Origin of the sequence: Paenibacillus ehimensis NBRC 15659 (assembly GCF_004000785.1) — a bacterium.
GTDB classification, from domain to species: domain Bacteria; phylum Bacillota; class Bacilli; order Paenibacillales; family NBRC-103111; genus Paenibacillus_G; species Paenibacillus_G ehimensis.
The window spans coordinates 79,547-100,587 of the sequence record NZ_BILX01000021.1; the positions used below are offsets into that span (position 1 = coordinate 79,547).

Genomic DNA, 21,041 nt, shown 5'->3' on the forward strand with positions numbered 1-21,041 from the left:
AAGGATATCGCTCCCCGGTCGGCGAACATGTGGAAAGCAAAGGAGCGAAACCGCTGTTCGATTTCGCTCCGATGGTTCGGTTATCGTAAGGCTTCGACGACGTTCGATTACAGCACGCGGGCGCGGCCGGAATAGATAACGCCGACTTCCGGATAGATGGAGACTTCGTCGTTGTCTTTCAAAATGCTGAGCGCGTTGTCCACACCGACGATGACCGGCTTGCCCAAGCTGATGCCGACAACCGCCGCATGGGACGTGATACCGCCCGTCTCGGTAATGACCGCTGCCGCTTTCTCGAAGGCCGGCATGTAGTCTTTATCGGTCGTCACGGTAACCAGGATGCAGCCCTCGGACGTCTTTGCATTCGCTTCTTCGGCGGAGCGGGCCGTCACAACATGGCCCGTAGCGATTTGCGTGCCAATCCCCTGGCCTTTGGCAATCATTTCACCGATTTGATGAACTTTGATCAAGTTGGTCGTTCCGGAGCGGCCGACCGGCACGCCTGCAGTAATCACGACGAGATCGCCCAAGCTGACAAGGCCTGCCTTCACGCTGGCATCTACGGCATGCTCGAACAATTGGTCCGTCGAGGTGCACGTCTCGCCTTTCACCGGAATAACGCCCCATACTAGCGACAGACGGCGAAGCACGCGATCGTTCGGGGTCACCGCGATAATCGGCGCTTTCGGACGGTACTTGGACACCATACGCGCCGTATAGCCGCTTTCCGTGGAAGTCAGAATCGCTTTGGCGTTCAGATCAAGCGCCGAGTTCGCTACCGCTTGGCTGATTGCCTCGGTTACGGTCGTTTGCTGCGCGTTGCTTTGACGGATGAAAATTTCCCGGTATTCCAGCGCCGCTTCTGCACGCTCGGCGATGCGGGCCATCGTCTGAACCGACTCTACCGGGTATTTTCCTGCCGCCGTTTCGCCGGACAGCATCACGGCATCCGTGCCGTCGAAGATCGCGTTCGCCACGTCGCTCGCTTCCGCACGCGTCGGGCGCGGGTTGCGCTGCATGGAATCCAGCATCATCGTAGCCGTAATAACCGGCTTGCCGACTTGGTTACATTTTTTGATCATCGCTTTCTGCACGATCGGTACGTCTTCAGCCGGAATTTCCACGCCGAGATCGCCGCGCGCTACCATGAGACCGTCGGATACCTCAAGAATTTCGTCGAGGTTTTCCACGCCTTCCTGGTTTTCGATTTTGGAAATGATTTGAATATGCGTTGCATTATGACGGTCCAGAATTTCACGGATTTCAAGGACGTCGCTCGCTTTGCGCACGAAAGAAGCAGCGATAAAATCCACTCCCTGCTGAATGCCGAAAATGATATCGTTCGCGTCTTTTTCCGTGATGCCCGGCAGGTTGATTTTTACCCCCGGCACGTTCACGCCTTTCTTGCCTCCGAGCAGTCCGCCGTTTTTGATCCGGCACACGATATCCGTTCCGCGGATATCCTCGACCGTCAGTCCGATCAAACCGTCATCGATCAGAATGGTGGAACCGATCTTTACATCCTTGTAAAGATCTCTGTATGTGATGGAAACGCGCTCGGCGTCGCCGAGAATTTCTTCCGTGGTTAACGTGATCAGATTGTCTTGAAGCAGCTCGACTTTTTGATCGTCCTTCAGCTTGCCGGTCCGGATTTCCGGTCCTTTGGTATCAAGCAGAATGGCTACGCTTTTGCCGAGCTCCTGACAAGCTTGACGCACGTTCTTGATTCTGTTGCCATGTTCTTCGAAATCGCCGTGCGAGAAGTTCAGCCGGGCGACGTTCATCCCTGCGTTAATGAGCTTCTTGAACATGTCCAGCGATTCGCTGACCGGTCCGATGGTACACACAATTTTTGTTTTACGCATGATTTCCCTCCTGGATCGTGGTGAACCGACCGATTTGTCTGAATTTGTTATAGCGGTCTTCTATTAATTCATTCTCTGTCATCTTGAGCAGTTCCTGCAAGTGGGTCCACAACATTTGCTTGATCGATTCCGCCTGCACGGCAACATCCCGATGGGCGCCGCCCTTCGGTTCGGGAATGATCGCATCGATAACGCCGAGCTTCAAAATTTCGTCCGCCGTAATCTTCATTGCTTCGGCCGCTTCCATCGATTTTGAAGCGTCTTTATATAAAATCGAGGCTGCGCCTTCCGGGCTGATGACCGAATAAATCGCATTCTCCAGCATAAATACGCGGTTGCCTACGCCAAGCGCCAAAGCGCCTCCGCTGCCGCCTTCGCCAATAACGACGCATAAGATCGGCACCCGCAAGGACGCCATTTCCATCAGGTTCCGGGCGATGGCTTCCCCTTGGCCTCTCTCTTCCGCCGCATTGCCGGGATAAGCGCCTTTGGTGTCGATGAACGTGATGATCGGACGCTTGAACTTGTCCGCCTGCTTCATAAAGCGCAGCGCTTTGCGGAAGCCTTCCGGATGCGGGCTGCCGAAGTGACGCGCAATGTTGTCCTTCGTGTCTTTCCCTTTCTGGTGGCCGACCACCGTCACCGGAATGCCGTTAAAGCGCGCGATGCCCCCCACAATGGCCAGGTCGTCGCCAAATAAACGGTCCCCGTGCAGCTCGATGAAATCGGTGAACAAATGCTGAATGTAGTCGAGCGTTGTCGGGCGCTGCGGATGACGGGCAACCTGCATTTTTTGCCGGGTCGTCATGCCGGCATACAACTCCGTTTCGAGCCGCTCCAGCCGCTGCTCCAAGCGCTTGATCTCCTCGGAGAAATCGATCTGCTTGTCCGCTCCGAACCTCCGCAGCTCGTCGATTTTGGCGCGAAGCTCGACTAGCGGCTGCTCAAAAGGCATTTCACTAGCCATTAACGATTTCCTCCTTTACCGCATGCATGCTGAGAAGACGGGTCAGCGTACTGCGCATTTCTTTGCGGTGCGAGACCAAGTCCACTTGTCCATGCTTCAGGTTGAATTCCGCCGTCTGGAAGCCTGGCGGCAGCTTGATTTTCATCGTCTGCTCGATGACGCGGCCGCCGGTAAAACCGAACGCCGCTCCCGGCTCGGCAATAATGTAGTCTCCGAGCATCGCGAAGCTCGCGCTTACGCCGCCGAAGGTCGGGTCGGTAATCACGGAAATGTACAGGCCGCCCTGCTCGTTCAGCTTGGCGAGCGCCGCGCTCGTCTTTGCCATCTGCATCAGGCTGAGAATGCTTTCCTGCATCCGCGCGCCGCCCGATGTGGAGAAAATGATCATCGGCCGTTTCGTCCGGATTGCCTGCTCGATCGCATTCGTCACCTTTTCGCCGACTACCGATCCGAGCGAGCCGCCCATAAAGTCAAAGCTCATCACCGCCACGACAACCGGATACCCTCCGATTGTGCCTTCGCCTGTAATGACGGCGTCCTGCATGCCGGTAGCTTCGACGGCTTTGTTGTACTTGGCTATGTAATCGGGGAATTCGAGCGGGTCCTCGGATGCCATCTCGCCGTCATACTCCACAAAGCGGCCTTCATCCATCGTCATCTGGATGCGCTCTACGGCGTTCAGCTTGTAGTGGTAATCGCAGGCCGTGCACACTTTCAAGTTCTTGTCCAGCTCTTTGTTATACTGGATCGTCCCGCATTTGGGGCACTTGTTCATCAGGCCTTCCGGGATTTCGCGCTTCGGACGCTCCTCGGGAACGTCGATAGCTCCGTCCATCACCCGGTTCGGAGCCGTCCTGTCCACGGAAGGAACCGTGGCATATTTTCTTTTTTTCTGAAACAAGTCTTTAAATTGCACAATTACACCTCGCTTGCGGTATTGGGACTTGTTTAGGATCTATGCAAAATGGAGTTCAGCACTTCCTGAACCTCTTCCAATTCGCCTTCGGGAACGACGATTTCAAACTGGTTTTTGGTCATGTTGATAGCGCGGACTTGAACTAGGAAGCCTTCTTCCGTAAGTCTTTGCTTGATTCTTTCAGCGATTTTAGCGGTCGGAGCGATATAGATAACCGTCCACATGAAAAAAGACCTCCCGAACATAATGCAATAATGATATCATAAGTGCACTTTTTCCCGCAACCGAAGACGGTATGCCGGAGGGGAGGTCCTTATTCCGAAAATGTACGCCGCTTTGGCAAATCTCGACATCAGGTTTACGGCAATAGGCCGTCCGTCTCGTCCTGATGCTTGTGCGCGATCCGGGCTGAAGCCGCAGCCGCCAGCCCCGCCACCAGATCGTCCAAAAAAACGTGGATGCGCTTCGGGTGGTCGTTCAGCTCGCGGATGATGCCCGGCTTCTTCTTGTCCAAATAACCGAAGCTCGTCAGCCCGACCATGCCGTATACGTGAACGATGCCGAGCGCCAAGGTCTCATCCACGCCGTACAGGGGCGCGTCCGACTCCATCAGTCCCTGCAGCGGTTCGGGCAGCCCCTTCCGTTCGGCCAGCTCGTCCAGCGCGATTCCGGTATAAAGAACGTATTGGACCTCGCGCTTTTGGAGAACCGTCATCACGCTCTCGATGCACGCCTCCGCGGACAGCTCGGGATTATAGGGAAGCTGTAGCTCGCGCACAATGTCCGCAATGCGTTCGACGGTTACCCCGCGCTTCTTCAAACATTCGACAATCGGTTGGCAGGACATAAAAACAACGCCTCCTCCGGTTCCATTCGTAACTCGTGCAAACCGGCGAGTCTCACGTCTCGCCGACTGGGTGCGGGTTATTAAATGTATGCGGGGGAGGCGCGATTTATTTCACTTTTACACTCTCTTTGCCGAGCAGCTCCTCAATGCGGGCGAACAGCTCCGGGGACGGCTTCACCTTGTATTGATCGCTTAAGCCGAGCGTTTTCTGGGTCCGTTCGTAGTACAGTACGACCGGCAGCGGGCCGCCATGCCCGGCGATCAGCCGCTTGAGCGATTCCAGCACCGCCGGCTGCTCGCGCTGCGGGGAGATGCGCATGTAAACGCGCTGACCCGTCGTTGCAGCGCGGGAACCGCGGGCGGCAGCTTCAGCGGCCCGTGCAGGCGGGTCCGCAGCCCTGCGCGCCGCCCCGCCCGGCGAGGGCCCGGACGCTTGACCCGCCGCCGGGGACCGGCTTCGCGACTCGCGCGCAGTCTCCGCCGAAGCTGTGCCGCGGGGCGTGAACCCGGAAGCGCGCCGCTGACCGCTCCGCGAGGAGCCCGGCGGGAGCGGGGCCGGCTTGACCGCCTTCTGCTCCAGATTTGGATCGTCCAGCGCAATAAGCTGATCGGCCAGCAGCTTGTAATCTTCGTCCCCGAGCTGAAGCTTGGCGACGACGAGCACGGGCTTGCCCTTCTGTACCAGCGGTGCGTACTTTTTCCACGTTTCCGGGAACAGCACGACCTCCGCCTTGCCGACACGGTCCTCCAGCTCCATGAACGCCATCGGCTGGCCTTTTTTCGTGACGATCGTCTTGTTGGAAATGACCAGACCGGCAACCATGACGTCGCTGCCGTCCGGATACTCCTGAAGCCGGGACAGCAGGTCCGTATCCAGCTTCTGCAGCACCGCATCGTAATCGTCGAGCGGGCTGCCCGAAATGTACAAGCCAAGCAGCTCCCGCTCAAGCTCCAGTTTTTGCGTCAGCGTGAACGGAGGAATCTCGGGATATTCGACCTCCCAGCTGACCTCCTCCGTGAAGCCGTCGAGCACAAGCTGCAGATCCTCGCGGTCCTTGCGCCACTTGACCGCCGCATCGACGGCGTCCTCCAGCATCGCGAGCTGCTGGGACCGGTGGCCCGGCAGCGAATCGAGCGCGCCGCCTTGAATCAGCGACTCCATCACGCGCTTGTTGCAGACGCGAAGATCGACGCGCCGGCAGAAATCGATCAAGCTGGCATAGGGCCCCGTGCGGCGCTCTGCGATGATCGATTCGATCGCGTGCGTTCCGACGTTCTTGATCGCCGCGAGGCCGAAGCGAATCGCGCCGCCGTTCTCCGCCGCTACCGGCGTAAACAGAAAGCCGCTTTCATTCACGTCGGGCGGGAGCACGGCGATGCCCATGCGGCGGCATTCGTCGGCATACTCCGCGATTTTATGGTGGCTGCCCGTCACGGCGGTCAGCATCGACGCCATGAACGGCACGGGGTAATGGGCCTTCAGATACGCCGTCTGGAACGCCAGCACGCCATAAGCCGTCGCATGCGCCCGCGGGTAGCCGTAGTCGGCGAAGCGGACGATCATATCGTATACCCGGTTCGCCTCGGCTTCGCTGTAGCCCTGGCCTAGGCTCCCTTTCACGAAGTGATCGCGCTCCTTGTCCAGCACTTCCCGCTTTTTCTTGCTGACTGCCCGGCGCAGCAGATCCGCTTCACCGAGGCTGAAGCCGGCCATCTTCGAAGCGATCTGCATGATCTGCTCCTGATAAATGATGATCCCGCACGTGTCCCGAAGAATCGGCTCCAGCGCTTCATGCGGGTATTCCACCGGCTGCTGCCCGTGCTTGCAGGCGATATATTTCGGGATGAACTCCATCGGGCCCGGCCGGTAAAGCGCGAGCACCGAGATGATGTCTTCGAAGTTCGACGGCCGCAGCTCCTTCAGCACGCGGCGCATCCCCGCCGACTCCAGCTGGAAAACGCCCGTCGTATCGCCCCGGCTGAGCAGCTCGTACGTCGCCGGATCCTCGGGCGGCACCTTCGTCCAATCCAAGGGCGCCCCCGTCTGCTCGCAAATCCATTCCAGCGTGCGCTCGATGATCGACAGCGTCCGCAGTCCGAGAAAGTCCATCTTCAGCAGGCCGATCGCTTCCAGATGCTCCATCGTATACTGCGTCAGCGCCGTCTGCTCTGTTCCTTCCTGCAGCGGCACGTACTGCGTCAGCGGCTCGCGCGAAATGACGACACCTGCGGCGTGGGTGGAGGCATGGCGCGGCATCCCCTCCACCTTCATCGCCATCTCCAGCAGCTCCGCCGTCTTCGGCTGCTTCGCGGCGAGCGCCTTCAGGTCGGGGCTTGCGCGCAGCGCCTCCTCCAGCGTCATGCCAAGCTGATGCGGGATCAGCTTCGCGGCGCGGTCCACCTCGCCGTAAGGCATGTTCAGCACCCGGCCGACGTCGCGCACCGCCCCTTTGGCAGCCATCGTTCCGAAGGTGATAATCTGCGCCACCCGGTCCCGGCCGTACTTGCGCACGACATAGTCGATCACCTCGTCGCGCCGGAGGTCGCTGAAGTCGATATCGATATCGGGCATCGATACCCGCTCGGGGTTCAAAAACCGCTCGAACAACAGGTTGTAGCGGATCGGGTCCACATCGGTGATGCGCAGCACATAAGCGACGAGGCTCCCCGCCGACGATCCCCGTCCGGGTCCGGTCGCGATCCCCTGCTCGTGGGCGAAGCGGATGAAGTCCCATACGATCAGAAAATAATCCGAATACCCCATCCGCTCGATGACGGACAGCTCGTAATGCAGCCGCTCCTCCAGCTTGCCGCGCCACTCGGCGTCGTTCCATTCCGCAGCCGCGCCGTACCGCTGCTCAAGGCCCTGCCGACAAAGCTGAGCGAGATACGTTCCGGCCGTCATCCCATCGGGAATCGGGGCGAACTCCGGCAAAATCGACTGCCCGAATTCGAGCTCAAGGTCGCATCGCCGGGCTATTTCCAGCGTATTGGCGAGCGCCTCCGGCGCATGGGCGAACAGCTCTCCCATCTCCTCCGGGCTTTTCAAATAAAGCTGCGACGTATGAAACCGAAGCCGCGCTTCGTCATCGACCGTTTTGCCCGTTCCTATGCAAATGAGAATGTCCTGAACCGCATGGTCCGGTTCGTAAACGTAATGCACGTCGTTGGTCGCGACCAGCGGAATGCCGGTGTCGCGGGTAAGCCGGAGCATGTCCTGCATCACTTTCTTTTGCTCCGTCAGGCCGTGGTCCTGCAGCTCCAGAAAAAAGTCGTCTCCGAAGATCGCCCGGTAACGCAGCGCCGCCGCCTTCGCATCGTCATATCGCCCGTGCAGCAGATGCTGCGACACCTCGCTGCCAAGGCACGAGCTGGTGCAGATGAGCCCTTCCGCATAACGCTCCAGATGCTCCAGATCGATCCGCGGCTTATAGTGATACCCTTCCAAATGTCCGATGGAGCACAGCTTCATCAGATTTTGATAGCCGGTTTTATTTTTGGCGAGCAGAAGCAGGTGATAGATCGGCTGCTCCTGACGGCTGCCTTTTTGCCGGATGGAGCCGGAAGTGAAATAAACCTCGCACCCGATAATCGGCTTGATCCCCCGCTGCTTGCACGCTTTATAAAAAGGAATGGCGCCGTACATCACACCGTGATCCGTCAGCGCCAGCGCCTTCATGCCGAGCTCGGCCGCACGGCCGACCAAATCGTCGATGCGCGCGGCACCGTCGAGCAGACTGTATTCGCTGTGCACATGCAAATGTACGAAATCGCCCATCCGGGCCGCCTCCCTGCGTTTGAAATATTTATCCATAGTTTAGCATAATGCGAACAAGTGTGCCATATATATTAGTAAGGCGAAGTCGGCCAAGCCCCGAACGGCTGGGAACGGCTCAACAGTCCGGAAAGGATGAGGAACGATGTCTCCATTTGTATCCAGATGCTTTCTTGATTTCTTCGTGGCGTTCGGAGTCGTGCTCGGGGGGACGATGCTGGCCGGCATTAGCGCCGTATTGACGCTCGAACCGCCCGTGTACCGAATGACGAGCGTCGCGGAGCAGATCAAAGTATGGGCGATCGTCGCCGCCATCGGCGGAACGATCGATCCGATCCGCGCGATTGAGACGCATTTTATCGAGGGACACATCTCCCCGGCGATCAAACAAATCCTGTACATCGTCTGCGCCTTCGTCGGCGCGCATATGGGCTCGACCCTGATCCAGTGGATCTGCAAAGGAGGGAGCGAGGGGTGAAGGCGCCCGCTTCCGGTTCGTCCGGCGGTTTTTTGCGCGCGGCGGGCCTTCTTGTCGCCGGGATGGTCATCGGCGCCGCCCTGTTTCTGAGCGTGTACAATCAACGCTTGAATATGATGATCGAGCAGAACCGGGAGCTGCTCTCCGCCAAGGTGGACCTGGAGGTCAAAATCGCCGATTTGACCAAAACGAAAAACCAGCAGACGACGATCAATCTCCTGAACATTTATATCGAGCCCGGAGAGCACACGACGCTCGACAAGGTGACGGAAAGCGAGCTGAAGCGCCGCATTCACGGCGACTTGAAAAAAATCGTCGTCGGCCGCAAAATATCCGATTTTGCCGCGATGCCCGACGTTTACGAGCAAATTTTGACGGAAAAGCCTTTTGTCGGCGTGCTGGATAAGGATTATGTCGTGCAGGCCGTCAAATGGATCGTGCTAACGCAAACGGAGCTTAAGGTATGGGTTACGGTCAAGGAGTGGAAGCGCATCCCGCTCTCGTAATCTTCCTCAGCCGGTTGATTTCCCGGGCGGAAATCGCTAAAGTGGAAGCAGAACCCGTACATAAGGATGTGCCGCAAGATGCAAACCATTCAATGGACGCTCAGCGTACTGATCGTCATCTTCCTCGTATTGTCGTTATATTTCAGCTTTCGTTACCGCCGGGAAGCGGAACCGAAGCAGCGCGGCCTATACTCGGCACGGATGAACATCTGCATGGGACTAATGCTTGTCGTGATCGCCGTATCCCAGCTGTTCTTCTTCGAAGATTCGGCAACCCGCCGCATCTTCGGAACCGTCTGCCTGCTGCTCGGCTTGTTCAATCTGTTTGCGGGCATCCGCAATCACAATCTGTTCAGCCGGAAATAAACCGGCAGCGCCCCGCTCCCGCATAAAACGCTCCGGACGGCACCGGAGGACGATGTCCTTCCGGCCGAACGCCCAAGCCTGCCAAGCCCGTGAAGCCGATTCACACCGGCCGTATATTCACGGGCTTAATCGGCTTCGCAGCCCCTTGTTCCCGCTCCCTCTAAGGCTCGAATACTTGCGCCGTCAGCATCGCCTTGGCCACCAAAGCGCCGTCGAGATGCATCTCGACATCGATTTTGCCGAATTTGCGGCTCACCTCAATGATGCGGGGACGAATTTCCACCGCGCTGTCGATCTGCACCGGCTTGATAAAATACGAAGCCATATTGTCGAGCACAAGATCGCCCTTCTTGACGTCCTGCACCGCGTGATAAGCGGCCTGCGTCATCAGCACCGTCAGCACGCCTTCGGAGACGGTGCCGAGCCGGTTCGTCATCTGCGGGGTAATGGTCCCGCGGAAGACGGCAAGCCCGTCCTTATCCTTCTCCTCGCAGAAGCCCGACCAGATCAAATCCTCGAACGTCTCCCCGTGCTGCGGCTGACGCTGAATATGCTGCATCGCCTTCAGCACGTCCTTGCGGCTGATAACGCCGGTCAGCTTGCGGCTCATGTCGATGATCGGCAGCAGCTCGATGCCCTCCCATACCATCAGATGGGCCGCCGCCGCCACCGACGTGTTGGCGCTTGCCGTAACCGGTCCCCGGGTCATCCGCTTGTCGATCGTCTGGTCCGGCTCGGCGCCGATCAAATCCTTCGACGTAATCATGCCGATGACGCGGTTCCATTCGTCCACCACCGGAAAACGGCTGTGCCCGGTTTCCTCATGCAGCCGCTGCCAGTCTTTCAGCGTATGGTGCGTCTTCAGCGCGTACACCTGCATCGATTGCGGGACGATGTCTTCGATCAATAAAATTTTCTTCTTGATCAGCCGGTCGTAAATCGCCCGGTTGATCAAGGATGCGACCGTGAACGTATCGTAGCTGCTGGAAATGATGGGAAGCTCCAGCCGGTCGGCAAGCTCCTTGACCTCCTCGCTCGTTCCAAAGCCGCCCGTAATCAGCACGCCTGCCCCTTGCTCCAGCGCGCCCAAATGCGCCGTGCTCCGGTTACCGACGATCAGCAGGCTGCCCGGATCGATATAGCGCATCATCGCATCCTGCTCCATCGCGCCGATGACGAACTTGTTCAAGGTCTTGTCCAAGCCCGCCATGCCGCCAAGCACTTCGCCGTCGACCATATTGACGACTTCCGCGAACGTCAGCTTATCCATCTGGTCGCGCAGCTTTTTCTCGACGCGGACCGTGCCGACCCGCTCCTTCGTCGCCACAAGTCCGATCGCATCCGCCTCCTTGATCGCGCGGTAAGCCGTCCCTTCGCTGACACCCAGCATCTCGGCAATTTTGCGGACGGAGATTTTACTGCCGATTTTCAAGCTCTCGATATATTTCAAGATTTGTTCGTGCTTGGTTGCGGCTTCCTGCACGTTGGTCGTTTCGGTTTCACTCATCTGTCTCACCAATCCATTCTAATACTGTATCACTCTGTACTATATATTATCATTTTTTTTGCGCGAAAAAAACTGCGCTCAGGACTAGAAAATCAGCCCGTCAGCATACAATGAATTAGGCGGAACCCCATAGGAGGTGTGGAATCCATATGCCAGACAGCCCATTCGAAGGCGAGACGCAGACCGTCTACGAGCTTGAAACGCGCGACGCGGAGGCATTCAACCGGTGCAAGGACCGCATTCACAGCATATGCACCGAGTATTTGCACAGGCCCGTGCGCGTATATACGGTTCATGGGCACAGCTACGAAGGCACGATCGTGAATGTCGACGATCATTATGTGTATTTGCAATTGTCTCCGGAGCACGGCCGAGCCCTGCTTCCCGGCCCGTATGCTTATCCGTTTTACAACCCCTACTACAGCAATGTGATATTGCCGCTCGTCCTATTCGATTTACTGGCCATCTCGCTCCTCGTGTAGCCGGACGGTGTCGTGGAAAACATGCGCGGCCGGGCAGAAAAAAGTCCGTTTCCCACCGCACAAGGTGTGAAAACGGACTTTTTCGCTATTTTTTGATCTGCAAAAGGCTGCGCCTTCCCTGCAGCGATTGCTCCAGCCGCCATCTTTTCATTCGTTTGATCTTGAGCAGCTCCCGCTTCGTTTCCTCCTCCACGCCAAGCAGCTCGTGCAGATGCGCGGCAGTGACGAGCAGCGCAAAGGCGATCCATCCTGCGCCGAATACGGCAGCCAGCGTCCAGCCCCCGCCGAAATCGAGCCGCGGTACGGCGTAAAGCATCATGCCCAGCGTCAGGGCCAACGCCACGATACTTCGGGTCCCCTTCAACATCCCAGCCTCCCCTCGTACAACTTGTACGATACATTGTATGAGGGTCCCGGCCAAAATAGCACCTTGGTCGCGTACGCTTCGCTTAAGCGCTCCCGCCGGGGCTTGGCTTCGGCTTCCTGCGGCGGAACGGCCGCATCGCTTGCCCGTACAGGAACGTAGCGATCCACGGAATCGTCAGGCTAAGCGCGAACGCCCCCAATATATAGGCATGATAAGCCGACATCGACCCGCTCTGCGGAAGGACATGCGTTTTGTAATAGGTCAGCACCGCCGGATGCGCCAAATAAATGCCGAACGAGGCGGCTCCGAGCGCCATGAGCACGCGCGACGCCGCTTTGGCCCGCTCCAGCAGCAGCTGTCCCAGACGGATCAGGCTCATGGCGGCAAAAGCCGCATAAGCGAAAAACAGCCCCTGATACCACGGGTGGGCCAGAACGACGTTCAGCCTAACTTCCATCTGGAACAAGCCCATGAAGCCGAAGCCCAGCACTACCGTCAGCGGCAGCACCCAGACGAAGTGCTTGCGAATCCAGCCCGAGAACGCTTCGTAATGGAGACCGATCCATCCGCCCAGCGTAAACATGCTGAAATAGTTGATGCAGAGCGAGGGCATATGGCCGAACGGCTCCACCCAGTTGTGATACGCATAAAACCCGGCCTGAATCAGCAGGCCGATCCAGATCAAGCCGCTGCGGAACCAGCGGAATGCCCGGCACATCCACATCAGCAGAGGAAACAGCAAATAAAACTGGACGATGATGACCATAAAGTACAAGTGGTACGAAGCATCCGCCCACGGCAGCAAATCCAAAAATTCGCCCGTGTTCCAGTGCAGGCTGTCCCGGTAGAAAATCCATTGATTGTACAAGTAATAAAAGGCCGACCAGACCAGATACGGGTACAGCACCTGCTTGACCCGCCTCAAATAAAACTGCAGCGCCTGCTTGCCGCCGAAGTCGTCCTGATAACGGTAAAACAGCACCAGACCGCTGATCAGAATAAACACCGGCACGGCAAAATTGGCAAGCTTGTTGAGCGCCAGATACATCGCCTGGGACCCGCTGCCCGGCGGCAGCTCGACTGTCGCATCGGACGTCGAGTGAATGAGCACGACCGCAAGAATGGCGACGGCCCGGACGATGTCCAGCTCCAGCAGCTTCGGTTTCGATTTCCGTTTCGTTTCTGTCACGTGCGATTCTTTTCCCTTCTTACGTAAGTTCATAGGCATATGTACGCTCCAGCCATTGTAACATAACACCTTCGCGAAATGCATCCGCCAATGTTGAAAAATTTTCCATAAGCCATATCACTTACATTTACTTATTATTACTTGCAACATTTAAGCATTTTCACTTATAATGCGATTAAAGCTATTGTCATCCTGCATCGGGAGGAGCCTGTCATGTATCAGGAGGAACGCTTAATCGCCATTTTGCAGCACATGCAAGCGCATCAGCGTATTTCGGTGGAGGAGATCTGCGAGCTGTTTCAGGTTTCCCGGGATACGGCCCGCCGGGATATCGTCAAGCTGGAGGAGCAGGGAAAAATACTGCGCACGCGAGGGGGAGCGATCTGGCCTTCGCTGAATAAAGACATCTCGGGCTACCGCGACCGGCTGCAGGCGGAATCCGACGTGAAACGGGCCATCGGACGGCTTGCCGCTTCGCTGATCCACAGCGGCGACTATCTGTTCATGGACGCTTCGACGACGGTGCTTCATGCGGCTGAGCAGCTTCGAACCGACGGCCATGTCATTGTGACCAACTCGATCGACATCGCCGGACTTCTCTCCCCCAAGCAAGGCAGCACCGTGCACCTGCTGGGCGGGGTCGTCCACCCGCACCACCGTTTTATTTCCGGCGCGAGGACGCTCGAAATGCTTCGCGACTATCAGGCCGACAAGCTGATCCTCGGCACCAGCGGGATGACGCCTGACGGACTGACCAACGCCTTCGAGGAGGAAGGCTATGTCATGAAGGAAATGATCCGCCGCGCCGATCAAGTGATCGTGCTGGCCGATCATACGAAGTTCGGTCTCCGCCAATTTTACCGGGTGGCGGGACTGGATTGCATCGACATTGTCATTACGGACCGGCCGCCTGCAGAACCGATGAGCGAAGCGCTGCGCCGGCACCATATCGAAATTCTCATCGCCGAGGAGGAGAACGAACGATGATTAAACTGATCGTCAGCGATTTGGACGGCACGCTGCTGCTCGGGCACCGGACGATCCGTCCCGAGGACCGGCAGGCGCTGCACGACGCGATCGGCCGCGGGGCGGCCGTCGCTTTCGCCTCCGGACGCATGCGCCCGGAGATTCAAAAGGTGATGGATACGGTCGGGATCACCGCCCACTGCATCTCGCAAAACGGCGCCTACGTGCACTCAGCCGACGGAGAATTGATCCGCCACCATGTGTTCGAACGCGAATTGATCGTCGAGCTCTCGCAGGCGGCCGAAGGGCTGCCGTTTCTCACGCTGCTCGCCGGACCCGACCGTTACATGACGGAACGGTGGACCGAGCATGCGCAGCGGCTGGCCCCGCGGCTGATGGCTCCTTTCGAGGCGGTGGAGGGCCTCCGGGCGCGGCTCGGACACGACCTCGTCTGCGGTAAAATTTCATTCATGGGCGACGTCGGACGGCTTCGTGAATTTCAGCGCACGCTGCTGGAGCGATACGGCGAAGCGGTCGACGCGTATATTTCGGACATCGATTGTTTGGATGTCATGCCCAAGGGCAGCTCCAAAGGAAGCGGCCTGCTTGCCCTTCTGGAAAAGCTCGACATCCGTCCGGAAGAAACGGCGTGCTTCGGCGACGCCTTCAACGATTTGTCCATGTTTGCGGTAACGCCGCACAGCTTCGCCATGGCTTCAAGCCACCCGGACGTACAAGCCCGTGCTTTTCGTACCGTGCCGTATATTTCCGAAGCGGTGCGGTGGATCGACGGGTACAACGCCGGGGCGCTCGCAGGCGCCGAGAACCGCTAATCCGTCTGGCCGGTCCGCAAAATTGTCGTCACCACTTCGACGCGCACCTTGGCTTTCGGATACAGCTGCTTCCATTTGTCCGCAGTCAGGCCGCTGCCTCTAAGCTGCGCCCGGTACTTCTGCCCGAAGCCGACGGGATCGACGTTCAACTTCTGCGTTTTGGCGATAAACGCCATCGCGTTAGCTTGAACCGCCTTGCTGGCTTCGCGCTCCAATACTTCGATCACCTGCCGGTTCCGCAGATTGACCGGCGACGATATTTCCTGCAGCCTCCCGCTCATGTGCACCTGCACCGTGAACGCCGGCTGCTTCGCGTTGGTCAACCGGATCCGGCTTTCGCTTTTCACCGAATCGAGCACAAGATAAATCTGCTTCTGCCCTTTGGACGGGGAGGCGATGGACCTGAGCGCTTCCGGCGATAGGCCGATCTCCGTCATACCGGAGCGGAACGGCTCCCGCAATAGCCGCAGATAAAAAATTTCGCGCAGCGGCAGCGTAGCGACCATGCGGTCTCCCCGGAATAATGCGGCCCCGTATAAAATGATCTCGTTATTCCGTTGAACGATGTAGGGCAGCACCGGGTCTTTCCCCGGGGAGTACAGATCGCGGATGTATTCGTGCAAAATCGGAGAGACCATTTCCTCATTTTCTACGTTGTGCTGGATCGATTGAAACAAATATTCGCCGATATTGCTGATCTCCGGGTACCGTCTCGTCAAGAGATCGTAGGCCCGTCCTTTGGAAACGGCCAAATAGACGGCCGAGCCGACCTCCGGATCGCGCAGCATCGTATCGACCAGCTCGGTCAAGCCTTTGCGCGCCAAATCCTCATGGTAGACGATGACCCGGAGCTGGCCCGAGGTCAGCTTTTTACGCGATTCGGCGTTATTGTTGTACCGAAGCCCTTTGCTCGTATACGCGGTCGACGTAATCACATTGGAGCGCTCCCTTGCTCCCGGGTCGATCTCGTAGAGCACCGAGGTGCCAAGAATTTTGTCTCCGGGGGCTTCGTCGTATCCGGCGGCAATGACCAGCCCGAGCCGCTCCAGCACCCGGGTCTGCACGCAGCCCGCCGCGGCGGAAGCCGCCAGCAGAAGCATGGCCGCCATCATGACCGTTCGTTTCAGCTTCATCCCTCCGCTCCTTTCTTCTTCCCGCGGCCGCGCTTCCATCGGACAAGCGCAAACAGCGCGATGGGATACAGCCAAAGAAGATAAATTCCGATTTCCCCCAGCAGATTGGACATCCACTCCACATCCTCTTGCGTAAAAAGCAGCTCCGACGACAGCACGAAGATCAAGCAGCATGCATAGAGGGCATACTTTTGCTTCACTTTGAAGACGGAACGCATGCCGCGCGTCGATACCCACAGCAGCACCAGATTGTTCGGCAGCACCAGAATCATCCAATAGGCCGCCCCGACAATCTCGAAACGTTCAACGAACGGAATTTGCGCGATTTTGTACCAGGAGTAAGTTGCCCAAACCGTATGCTTAAGCTGCTCCCCTCCATAAAACACAATGGCATTGATCAGCAGCGTACAGTAAGTGAACACCGTAAAAACGATCGCCAGCTGAGAATACTTCTGCACCTTGTGCTTATCCCGGATGAACGGGTACAAAAAGCAAACAAGCTCATAGCCGAGCATCGGATAGGTTGCAGCGCGCATGCCGTTTAGAATTTGCCCGGGCCTGGCCTCGAACAGCGGAAGCAGCTGATCGACCTGCGCATATTTCCACGGAAAATAGTACAGCAGGAACACCCAGAGCCACAAAATAAACGACACGACCGCAAACCCTGCAACAACCTGGATTCCCCCGGTCACGCCGTACAGAAACAGCAGGCTCATCAGCGTATTGAACAGCCAGCTGTTCATCTCCGGAAAAAGCCAGGTATGGACGACTTCGGTATACGAATGGAGCACGGTAAAGCAAAGCATAAAAAAATAGAGCACGAACGCGAAATTGAACAGCTTGCCCAGCCAGCGGCCGAAAAGCTCCTGGTGAATCTGATACAAATCGTGGTCCGGATAATGCTCCATCGTCTTGATCATCGCATACAAGGCCGCGCTGACCAGCAAACCGTTTATAATCATGCATACCCAGGCGTCGTGGCCGGCCGCGATGTAAACGTTTCGTTGAAAGTTTTGCGCGGGATCGCCAAGCTGCGTCCCCGAAATGATGAAGAAAAGGACGTAAGCGTTGAGCGGCTTCGTCCGTTTGCTGGTCTTCACCGGGAATCACCTGCCGGTTCTTCGTAGATGTCCTGACGCAGGCTCCGCAAGCTGAGGGGCAGCTTGGTTTGCCTTTTCCCGACATGAAACGGATAGAGCGGGTACAAGTAGGACTGGCCGACGCTCTTGACACGCAGCAGATGCAGCAGAACGAAGCTGACGCCCGTCATGATCCCGACCGCCCCCCACGCCCCGGCCAGCAGCAGCATCGGAAAGCGCAAAATGCGGATCGCCGCCCCCATGATATAGACCGGGGTAATAAAAGACGAGAGCGCGGCCAGCGCGACGATGATAATCAGAATATTGCTGGTAAAACCGGCTTGAACGGCCGCTTGTCCGATGACGATACCGCCGACGATGCCCATCGTCTGACCGACCTTGGTCGGAAGCCGCGCCCCCGCCTCCCGCAGCAGCTCGATGATGAACTCCAGCAGCAGCGCCTCCATCAGCGGAGGAAAAGGCACCTTGGACCGCGATTGCGCCAGCGGCACCAGCATATTGGATGGAATCAGCTGGTAATGGTACGTCAAGGCGGCCACGTACAACGGCGTGAAAAAAACCGAGATGAAAATAGCGGCCAAGCGGAGCAGCCGCAAAAAGAACGCCATGTTTGTGCGCAAATAGCGGTCTTCGGCCGATTTGAAAAAGTCGAAAAAGCGCGACGGCCCCAGCAGTGCGAACGGACTGCCGTCGACCAGAATAACCAGGCGGCCTTCGATCAAGTTCAATACGATCCGGTCGGGCCGCTCGCTGGAAATCATTTGCGGAAACAGCGATTCGGGATTGTCGTCGATTTTTTGCAAAAGCATCGAGCTGTCGGTAATGCCTTCGAATTTCACGTTCGCCAGCTTGTCTTTCATTAAGGAAACTTCCTCGATCGGAGCAACGCCCTCCATGTAAAGCAGCATCACTTCGGTGTGCGTGCTTTCGCCGATTTGGTACGACGCATAGCGGAGTCTCGTGTCCGGCAAATATTGCCGGATCAAAGAGATATTCGTTTGAAGCGACTCGGTCAGCGCCACCTGCGGGCCCATAATCTGCGATTCGACCTCGGGGCTCGTGGCGCTGCGGTCGATCTTCAGCGCCGTGTTGAGCAAATAGCCTCCGCGCTCCGCGGTGGAGAGAAGCAAGGTCCAACCGGAGATCAACCGTTTCACCACCCGGTCGATATCCCCCGCCTTCTCCTGCTGGTCCACCGGCAAATGGCGAATGAGCGTCTCCAAGGTGAATCCTCCGGGCGCTTTTTCCTGCATGGGAGGAATCACTTGCGTCTGCAAAATTTTGGCGTCGGCCAAGTCTCCGAAGTACAGCAGCAACCATGTCCCTTGCGCATTCGGGATGCTCCGCGTCTGCAGCTGACCGTGCCGCTCCAGAACGGAACGCAAAGTCTCAAATGGATCTTGCTCCGGCATAAGTTCCCTCCTCCCGGCGATACATATCGCTTGTTAGGTTTTCCCTCCCCCGGCAAATGTATTCCAGTTAGGTGGGGAATCGGAAGGCATGCGGGCACTTGCCCGATCTGGGTGGTTTCTTTCACCAAGGGGTAAACGCCCTCATATATTGCAGTAGTTCGCTTCTCAATGTTCAAAGCATGTTGCGGCATGTCTTGCGGCAAGCCGGTGCTGGGAAGGAGTTCCGCATGAAAAGAACAAAGGTGAAGATCCACATCCAAAGCGCCGGCACTTCCTCGGACGGTTCCGTTCTGACGCTCAGCGAATCTGTCGTGAAAAAATGGAAGATTCCGCTGCAGCAGCCTCTCCAACTCCGTTTCGGCTCTGCCCGGGAGGAGGTTTCGGTCATCTCTTCGTCCAAGGCCGGCGTGCTGCGCTTGAGCGGTTCGTTAGCTTCCAGATGGGGGCTTGCCCAAGGAGATGAGCTCTGTCTTCAATACAAAAACGGAACCCGTACGATTCATCTCGGCCCGCTGATCGGTGTCATGGTCAGCCGCGTTAACGCCAATTCCGCCGACAAGCTGTTCGGGGCGAACACCGCCTTTAGCCGCGAGCTCTCCGAGGCGTGCAGGCTGTATGGCGCATCGGTGTTTTTCAGCACGCCGGAGGATTTGCGCGGACAGAGCGACGAGGTTCGGGGATGGCGCATCAAGGCAACCGGCGGCTGGGAAAAAACGGCGTTTCCGGTGCCGCACGTGCTGTATAACCGTCTGACCTCGCGCAAGCTGGAAAATCGGACCAACGTGCAGCAATTTGTGACGCAAGCCAAGAGCCGCCATAATACGTTGCTCTTCAACGAAAAGTATTTAAACAAGACGGAAGTGTTCGATGCCCTCCACAAGGAAACGAATCTGCAGCCGTACTTGCCAGAGTCGTATTTGATGCGGAACCTCCAGCTTCTCAAATCCATGTGCGCCAAGCATCCGACCGTGTTTCTCAAACCGATTACCGGCAGTCTCGGGAAAGGCATCATTCGGATAAAAAAGCAGCCGGGCGGATACATTTGTCATTTTACGAATCTGGGCGGCGCCCGCAAGCAGTCCTTTTCCACCCTTGGCAAGCTGTTCAGCGCCATCTCGGGCAAATTGAAAAGCCAACGCTATCAAATTCAGCAAGGGCTCGACTTGCTGACCGTGAACGGCCGGCCCGTCGATTTTCGGGCCTTGGTGCAGCGAGGGGACACCGGGCAATGGGGCATTACGTCCATCGTAGCCCGAATTGCCGGCACGCATCACTTCGTCTCCAATCTGGCGCGGGGCGGCACGCTGACAACGGTCAAGGACGCTCTGGGACGCTCGGGGTCTACCGTAGCGGCGGGCGGCTTAGGCAAGCTGAGACGGGCCGCCATCCAAATTGCCAAGGGCATCGAAGCGCAGGTCCCAGGCCATTATGCCGAGCTCGGCATCGATCTGGCGATCGATACGAATGGCCGGGTATGGCTGCTTGAAGTCAACTCGAAGCCTTCGAAGGAGGACAATACGCCGCTGACGGCCGGGCGCAAGATCCGTCCCTCCGTCAAGAAGCTGGTGCAATACGCCCGCTTCGCGGCGAAGTTTTGACCGGTTCGCCAAGCTTCCGGACCCGGGCGAGCCGGAAAGCAGGTCTCCCCGAAAGCCTGCCCCCTTATACGGGATATCTCGGGGTTCTACAACGACGCAGCTTCAACGGATCGAGGTAAAGCGCATGATGAAACCAGACCGCCCGAACGAAAGTACCGTCGGCATCATGACGACGCAAACCGATGAACATCCGCCTTTTGCCAACCGCGGTTTTTATCGCCGCTTGTGCATCCTCGGAAGCCGCAGCGGCTTGACGGTATTCGTGTTTACTCCGCAGGGCATCGATTGGTCCCGGCCGCAAGTGACCGGGTATGTCTATGATGCGGCGCTCAGGGAATGGGTCAGCCGGACCTTCGACCTGCCGGCCATCGTATACGACCGCTGCTTTTTCACCGTCCGAAGGCAATACGCCGATTATCGGAACGCATTGCACGGTCTTCAACGGCAGCCCTCCGTCCGACTGCTCGGCTGCGGCTTGAAGGGCAAGTGGGACGTTCAGCAAGCGCTGCGGCGGGACGGCCGGTTTGACCGCCACCTGCCGGAGACACAGCCGCTGCGCAGCATGCGCACGCTCGCCGATTGGCTCCGGCGTCGCGGCGAAGCGATTCTGAAGCCACGCGGCGGCTCCCAGGGACGCGGCGTGCTGCTCGTGCGCCGCGAAAGCGCGTCCCCTGCGGGCACGGCGAACGCCGCCGGAGCGGCGTTCACCGTCCGCGGGCGCGATCCGCGCAACC

Annotated in this window: 20 protein-coding genes; 8 read left to right on the forward strand and 12 right to left on the reverse strand. The window is 57.7% G+C overall.

What is annotated here, in order from left to right:
* Positions 1-107 precede the first annotated feature (107 nt).
* The 6 genes from pyk to PEH01S_RS14510 all read right to left on the reverse strand — a co-directional run bounded on the left by pyk (position 108) and on the right by PEH01S_RS14510 (position 8,373).
* Positions 108-1,865 (reverse strand): pyruvate kinase, encoded by a 1,758-nt coding sequence (pyk, locus tag PEH01S_RS14485; protein WP_127486248.1) that lies wholly within the window; start codon positions 1,863-1,865, stop codon positions 108-110.
* Positions 1,858-2,832, reverse strand: a complete 975-nt coding sequence (locus PEH01S_RS14490; RefSeq protein WP_127486250.1) for an acetyl-CoA carboxylase carboxyltransferase subunit alpha — start codon at positions 2,830-2,832, stop codon at positions 1,858-1,860. Before PEH01S_RS14490 ends, pyk begins: the two co-directional genes overlap by 8 nt.
* Positions 2,825-3,748 carry an acetyl-CoA carboxylase, carboxyltransferase subunit beta gene (gene accD / locus PEH01S_RS14495; RefSeq protein ID WP_025852686.1) on the reverse strand — a complete coding sequence of 308 codons (924 nt, stop codon included), beginning with the start codon at positions 3,746-3,748 and terminating at the stop codon, positions 2,825-2,827. Before accD ends, PEH01S_RS14490 begins: the two co-directional genes overlap by 8 nt.
* 32 nt (positions 3,749-3,780) lie before the next feature.
* On the reverse strand, positions 3,781-3,972 hold the full coding sequence (locus PEH01S_RS14500) for a hypothetical protein (RefSeq protein WP_010496159.1): 192 nt from the start codon (positions 3,970-3,972) through the stop codon (positions 3,781-3,783).
* Between the two features lie 134 nt (positions 3,973-4,106).
* On the reverse strand, positions 4,107-4,595 hold the full coding sequence (locus tag PEH01S_RS14505; RefSeq protein ID WP_127486252.1) for a phosphatidylglycerophosphatase A family protein: 489 nt from the start codon (positions 4,593-4,595) through the stop codon (positions 4,107-4,109).
* A gap of 106 nt (positions 4,596-4,701) precedes the next feature.
* Entirely contained in the window at positions 4,702-8,373 is a 3,672-nt protein-coding gene (locus PEH01S_RS14510; protein WP_127486254.1) for a DNA polymerase III subunit alpha, read from the reverse strand.
* A 142-nt stretch (positions 8,374-8,515) separates the two neighbouring features.
* On the opposite strand from PEH01S_RS14510, the gene PEH01S_RS14515 reads away from it, so the two are divergent.
* From PEH01S_RS14515 to PEH01S_RS14525, 3 genes are all read left to right on the forward strand, one after another.
* Positions 8,516-8,848, forward strand: a complete 333-nt coding sequence (locus PEH01S_RS14515) for a YtrH family sporulation protein (RefSeq protein ID WP_025852692.1) — start codon at positions 8,516-8,518, stop codon at positions 8,846-8,848.
* Entirely contained in the window at positions 8,845-9,354 is a 510-nt protein-coding gene (locus PEH01S_RS14520) for a hypothetical protein (protein ID WP_127486256.1), read from the forward strand. Before PEH01S_RS14515 ends, PEH01S_RS14520 begins: the two co-directional genes overlap by 4 nt.
* A 78-nt stretch (positions 9,355-9,432) precedes the next feature.
* Positions 9,433-9,720 (forward strand): YtpI family protein, encoded by a 288-nt coding sequence (locus tag PEH01S_RS14525; RefSeq protein WP_025852695.1) that lies wholly within the window; start codon positions 9,433-9,435, stop codon positions 9,718-9,720.
* Between the two features lie 160 nt (positions 9,721-9,880).
* Here PEH01S_RS14525 and PEH01S_RS14530 read toward each other — a convergent pair whose 3' ends face one another.
* Positions 9,881-11,227 carry a DRTGG domain-containing protein gene (locus PEH01S_RS14530; protein WP_025852697.1) on the reverse strand — a complete coding sequence of 449 codons (1,347 nt, stop codon included), beginning with the start codon at positions 11,225-11,227 and terminating at the stop codon, positions 9,881-9,883.
* A gap of 149 nt (positions 11,228-11,376) precedes the next feature.
* On the opposite strand from PEH01S_RS14530, the gene PEH01S_RS14535 reads away from it, so the two are divergent.
* The gene (locus PEH01S_RS14535; protein WP_025852699.1) at positions 11,377-11,709 is read left to right on the forward strand and encodes a hypothetical protein; all 333 of its coding nucleotides are present in this window, start codon (positions 11,377-11,379) and stop codon (positions 11,707-11,709) included.
* 85 nt (positions 11,710-11,794) lie between these two features.
* Here PEH01S_RS14535 and PEH01S_RS14540 read toward each other — a convergent pair whose 3' ends face one another.
* Both PEH01S_RS14540 and PEH01S_RS14545 read right to left on the reverse strand, forming a co-directional pair.
* On the reverse strand, positions 11,795-12,076 hold the full coding sequence (locus PEH01S_RS14540; protein ID WP_025852700.1) for a hypothetical protein: 282 nt from the start codon (positions 12,074-12,076) through the stop codon (positions 11,795-11,797).
* An 82-nt stretch (positions 12,077-12,158) separates the two neighbouring features.
* The gene (locus PEH01S_RS14545; RefSeq protein WP_127486258.1) at positions 12,159-13,298 is read right to left on the reverse strand and encodes an acyltransferase; all 1,140 of its coding nucleotides are present in this window, start codon (positions 13,296-13,298) and stop codon (positions 12,159-12,161) included.
* Positions 13,299-13,478: 180 nt separating this feature from the next.
* On the opposite strand from PEH01S_RS14545, the gene PEH01S_RS14550 reads away from it, so the two are divergent.
* Together PEH01S_RS14550 and PEH01S_RS14555 are read left to right on the forward strand one after the other, a co-directional pair.
* Positions 13,479-14,252 carry a DeoR/GlpR family DNA-binding transcription regulator gene (locus PEH01S_RS14550; protein ID WP_025852702.1) on the forward strand — a complete coding sequence of 258 codons (774 nt, stop codon included), beginning with the start codon at positions 13,479-13,481 and terminating at the stop codon, positions 14,250-14,252.
* Entirely contained in the window at positions 14,249-15,064 is an 816-nt protein-coding gene (locus tag PEH01S_RS14555) for an HAD-IIB family hydrolase (protein ID WP_127486260.1), read from the forward strand. Before PEH01S_RS14550 ends, PEH01S_RS14555 begins: the two co-directional genes overlap by 4 nt.
* Here the strand turns inward: PEH01S_RS14555 and PEH01S_RS14560 are convergent.
* From PEH01S_RS14560 to PEH01S_RS14570, 3 genes are read right to left on the reverse strand one after another with little or no spacing between them, the layout of a single operon-like run.
* On the reverse strand, positions 15,061-16,197 hold the full coding sequence (locus PEH01S_RS14560) for a Ger(x)C family spore germination protein (RefSeq protein ID WP_164827843.1): 1,137 nt from the start codon (positions 16,195-16,197) through the stop codon (positions 15,061-15,063). The genes PEH01S_RS14555 and PEH01S_RS14560 overlap by 4 nt on opposite strands.
* Positions 16,194-17,297 carry a GerAB/ArcD/ProY family transporter gene (locus PEH01S_RS14565; protein WP_127486265.1) on the reverse strand — a complete coding sequence of 368 codons (1,104 nt, stop codon included), beginning with the start codon at positions 17,295-17,297 and terminating at the stop codon, positions 16,194-16,196. The genes PEH01S_RS14560 and PEH01S_RS14565 overlap by 4 nt, the downstream gene beginning before the upstream one ends.
* Positions 17,294-18,709 carry a spore germination protein gene (locus PEH01S_RS14570; RefSeq protein ID WP_025852706.1) on the reverse strand — a complete coding sequence of 472 codons (1,416 nt, stop codon included), beginning with the start codon at positions 18,707-18,709 and terminating at the stop codon, positions 17,294-17,296. The genes PEH01S_RS14565 and PEH01S_RS14570 overlap by 4 nt, the downstream gene beginning before the upstream one ends.
* A gap of 227 nt (positions 18,710-18,936) precedes the next feature.
* Between PEH01S_RS14570 and PEH01S_RS14575 the strand changes: the two genes are divergently transcribed.
* Together PEH01S_RS14575 and PEH01S_RS14580 are read left to right on the forward strand one after the other, a co-directional pair.
* Positions 18,937-20,307 (forward strand): YheC/YheD family endospore coat-associated protein, encoded by a 1,371-nt coding sequence (locus PEH01S_RS14575; RefSeq protein ID WP_127486267.1) that lies wholly within the window; start codon positions 18,937-18,939, stop codon positions 20,305-20,307.
* 124 nt (positions 20,308-20,431) lie between these two features.
* On the forward strand, positions 20,432-21,041 hold a 610-nt coding region (locus PEH01S_RS14580), incomplete at its 3' end, for a YheC/YheD family protein (protein WP_218032702.1).

What these genes read in the sequence shown, in the direction of transcription:
- PEH01S_RS14510 (WP_127486254.1), bottom strand. Translation starts at nt 8,373, where the DNA reads ATGGGCGATTTCGTACATTTGCATGTGCACAGCGAATACAGTCTGCTC.
- PEH01S_RS14570 (WP_025852706.1), bottom strand. Translation starts at nt 18,709, where the DNA reads ATGCCGGAGCAAGATCCATTTGAGACTTTGCGTTCCGTTCTGGAGCGG.
- PEH01S_RS14535 (WP_025852699.1), top strand. Translation starts at nt 11,377, where the DNA reads ATGCCAGACAGCCCATTCGAAGGCGAGACGCAGACCGTCTACGAGCTT.
- PEH01S_RS14555 (WP_127486260.1), top strand. Translation starts at nt 14,249, where the DNA reads ATGATTAAACTGATCGTCAGCGATTTGGACGGCACGCTGCTGCTCGGG.
- PEH01S_RS14540 (WP_025852700.1), bottom strand. Translation starts at nt 12,076, where the DNA reads ATGTTGAAGGGGACCCGAAGTATCGTGGCGTTGGCCCTGACGCTGGGC.
- PEH01S_RS14500 (WP_010496159.1), bottom strand. Translation starts at nt 3,972, where the DNA reads ATGTGGACGGTTATCTATATCGCTCCGACCGCTAAAATCGCTGAAAGA.
- PEH01S_RS14525 (WP_025852695.1), top strand. Translation starts at nt 9,433, where the DNA reads ATGCAAACCATTCAATGGACGCTCAGCGTACTGATCGTCATCTTCCTC.
- PEH01S_RS14490 (WP_127486250.1), bottom strand. Translation starts at nt 2,832, where the DNA reads ATGGCTAGTGAAATGCCTTTTGAGCAGCCGCTAGTCGAGCTTCGCGCC.
- PEH01S_RS14515 (WP_025852692.1), top strand. Translation starts at nt 8,516, where the DNA reads ATGTCTCCATTTGTATCCAGATGCTTTCTTGATTTCTTCGTGGCGTTC.
- PEH01S_RS14575 (WP_127486267.1), top strand. Translation starts at nt 18,937, where the DNA reads ATGAAAAGAACAAAGGTGAAGATCCACATCCAAAGCGCCGGCACTTCC.
- PEH01S_RS14505 (WP_127486252.1), bottom strand. Translation starts at nt 4,595, where the DNA reads ATGTCCTGCCAACCGATTGTCGAATGTTTGAAGAAGCGCGGGGTAACC.
- PEH01S_RS14560 (WP_164827843.1), bottom strand. Translation starts at nt 16,197, where the DNA reads ATGAAGCTGAAACGAACGGTCATGATGGCGGCCATGCTTCTGCTGGCG.
- PEH01S_RS14550 (WP_025852702.1), top strand. Translation starts at nt 13,479, where the DNA reads ATGTATCAGGAGGAACGCTTAATCGCCATTTTGCAGCACATGCAAGCG.
- pyk (WP_127486248.1), bottom strand. Translation starts at nt 1,865, where the DNA reads ATGCGTAAAACAAAAATTGTGTGTACCATCGGACCGGTCAGCGAATCG.
- PEH01S_RS14530 (WP_025852697.1), bottom strand. Translation starts at nt 11,227, where the DNA reads ATGAGTGAAACCGAAACGACCAACGTGCAGGAAGCCGCAACCAAGCAC.
- PEH01S_RS14545 (WP_127486258.1), bottom strand. Translation starts at nt 13,298, where the DNA reads ATGAACTTACGTAAGAAGGGAAAAGAATCGCACGTGACAGAAACGAAA.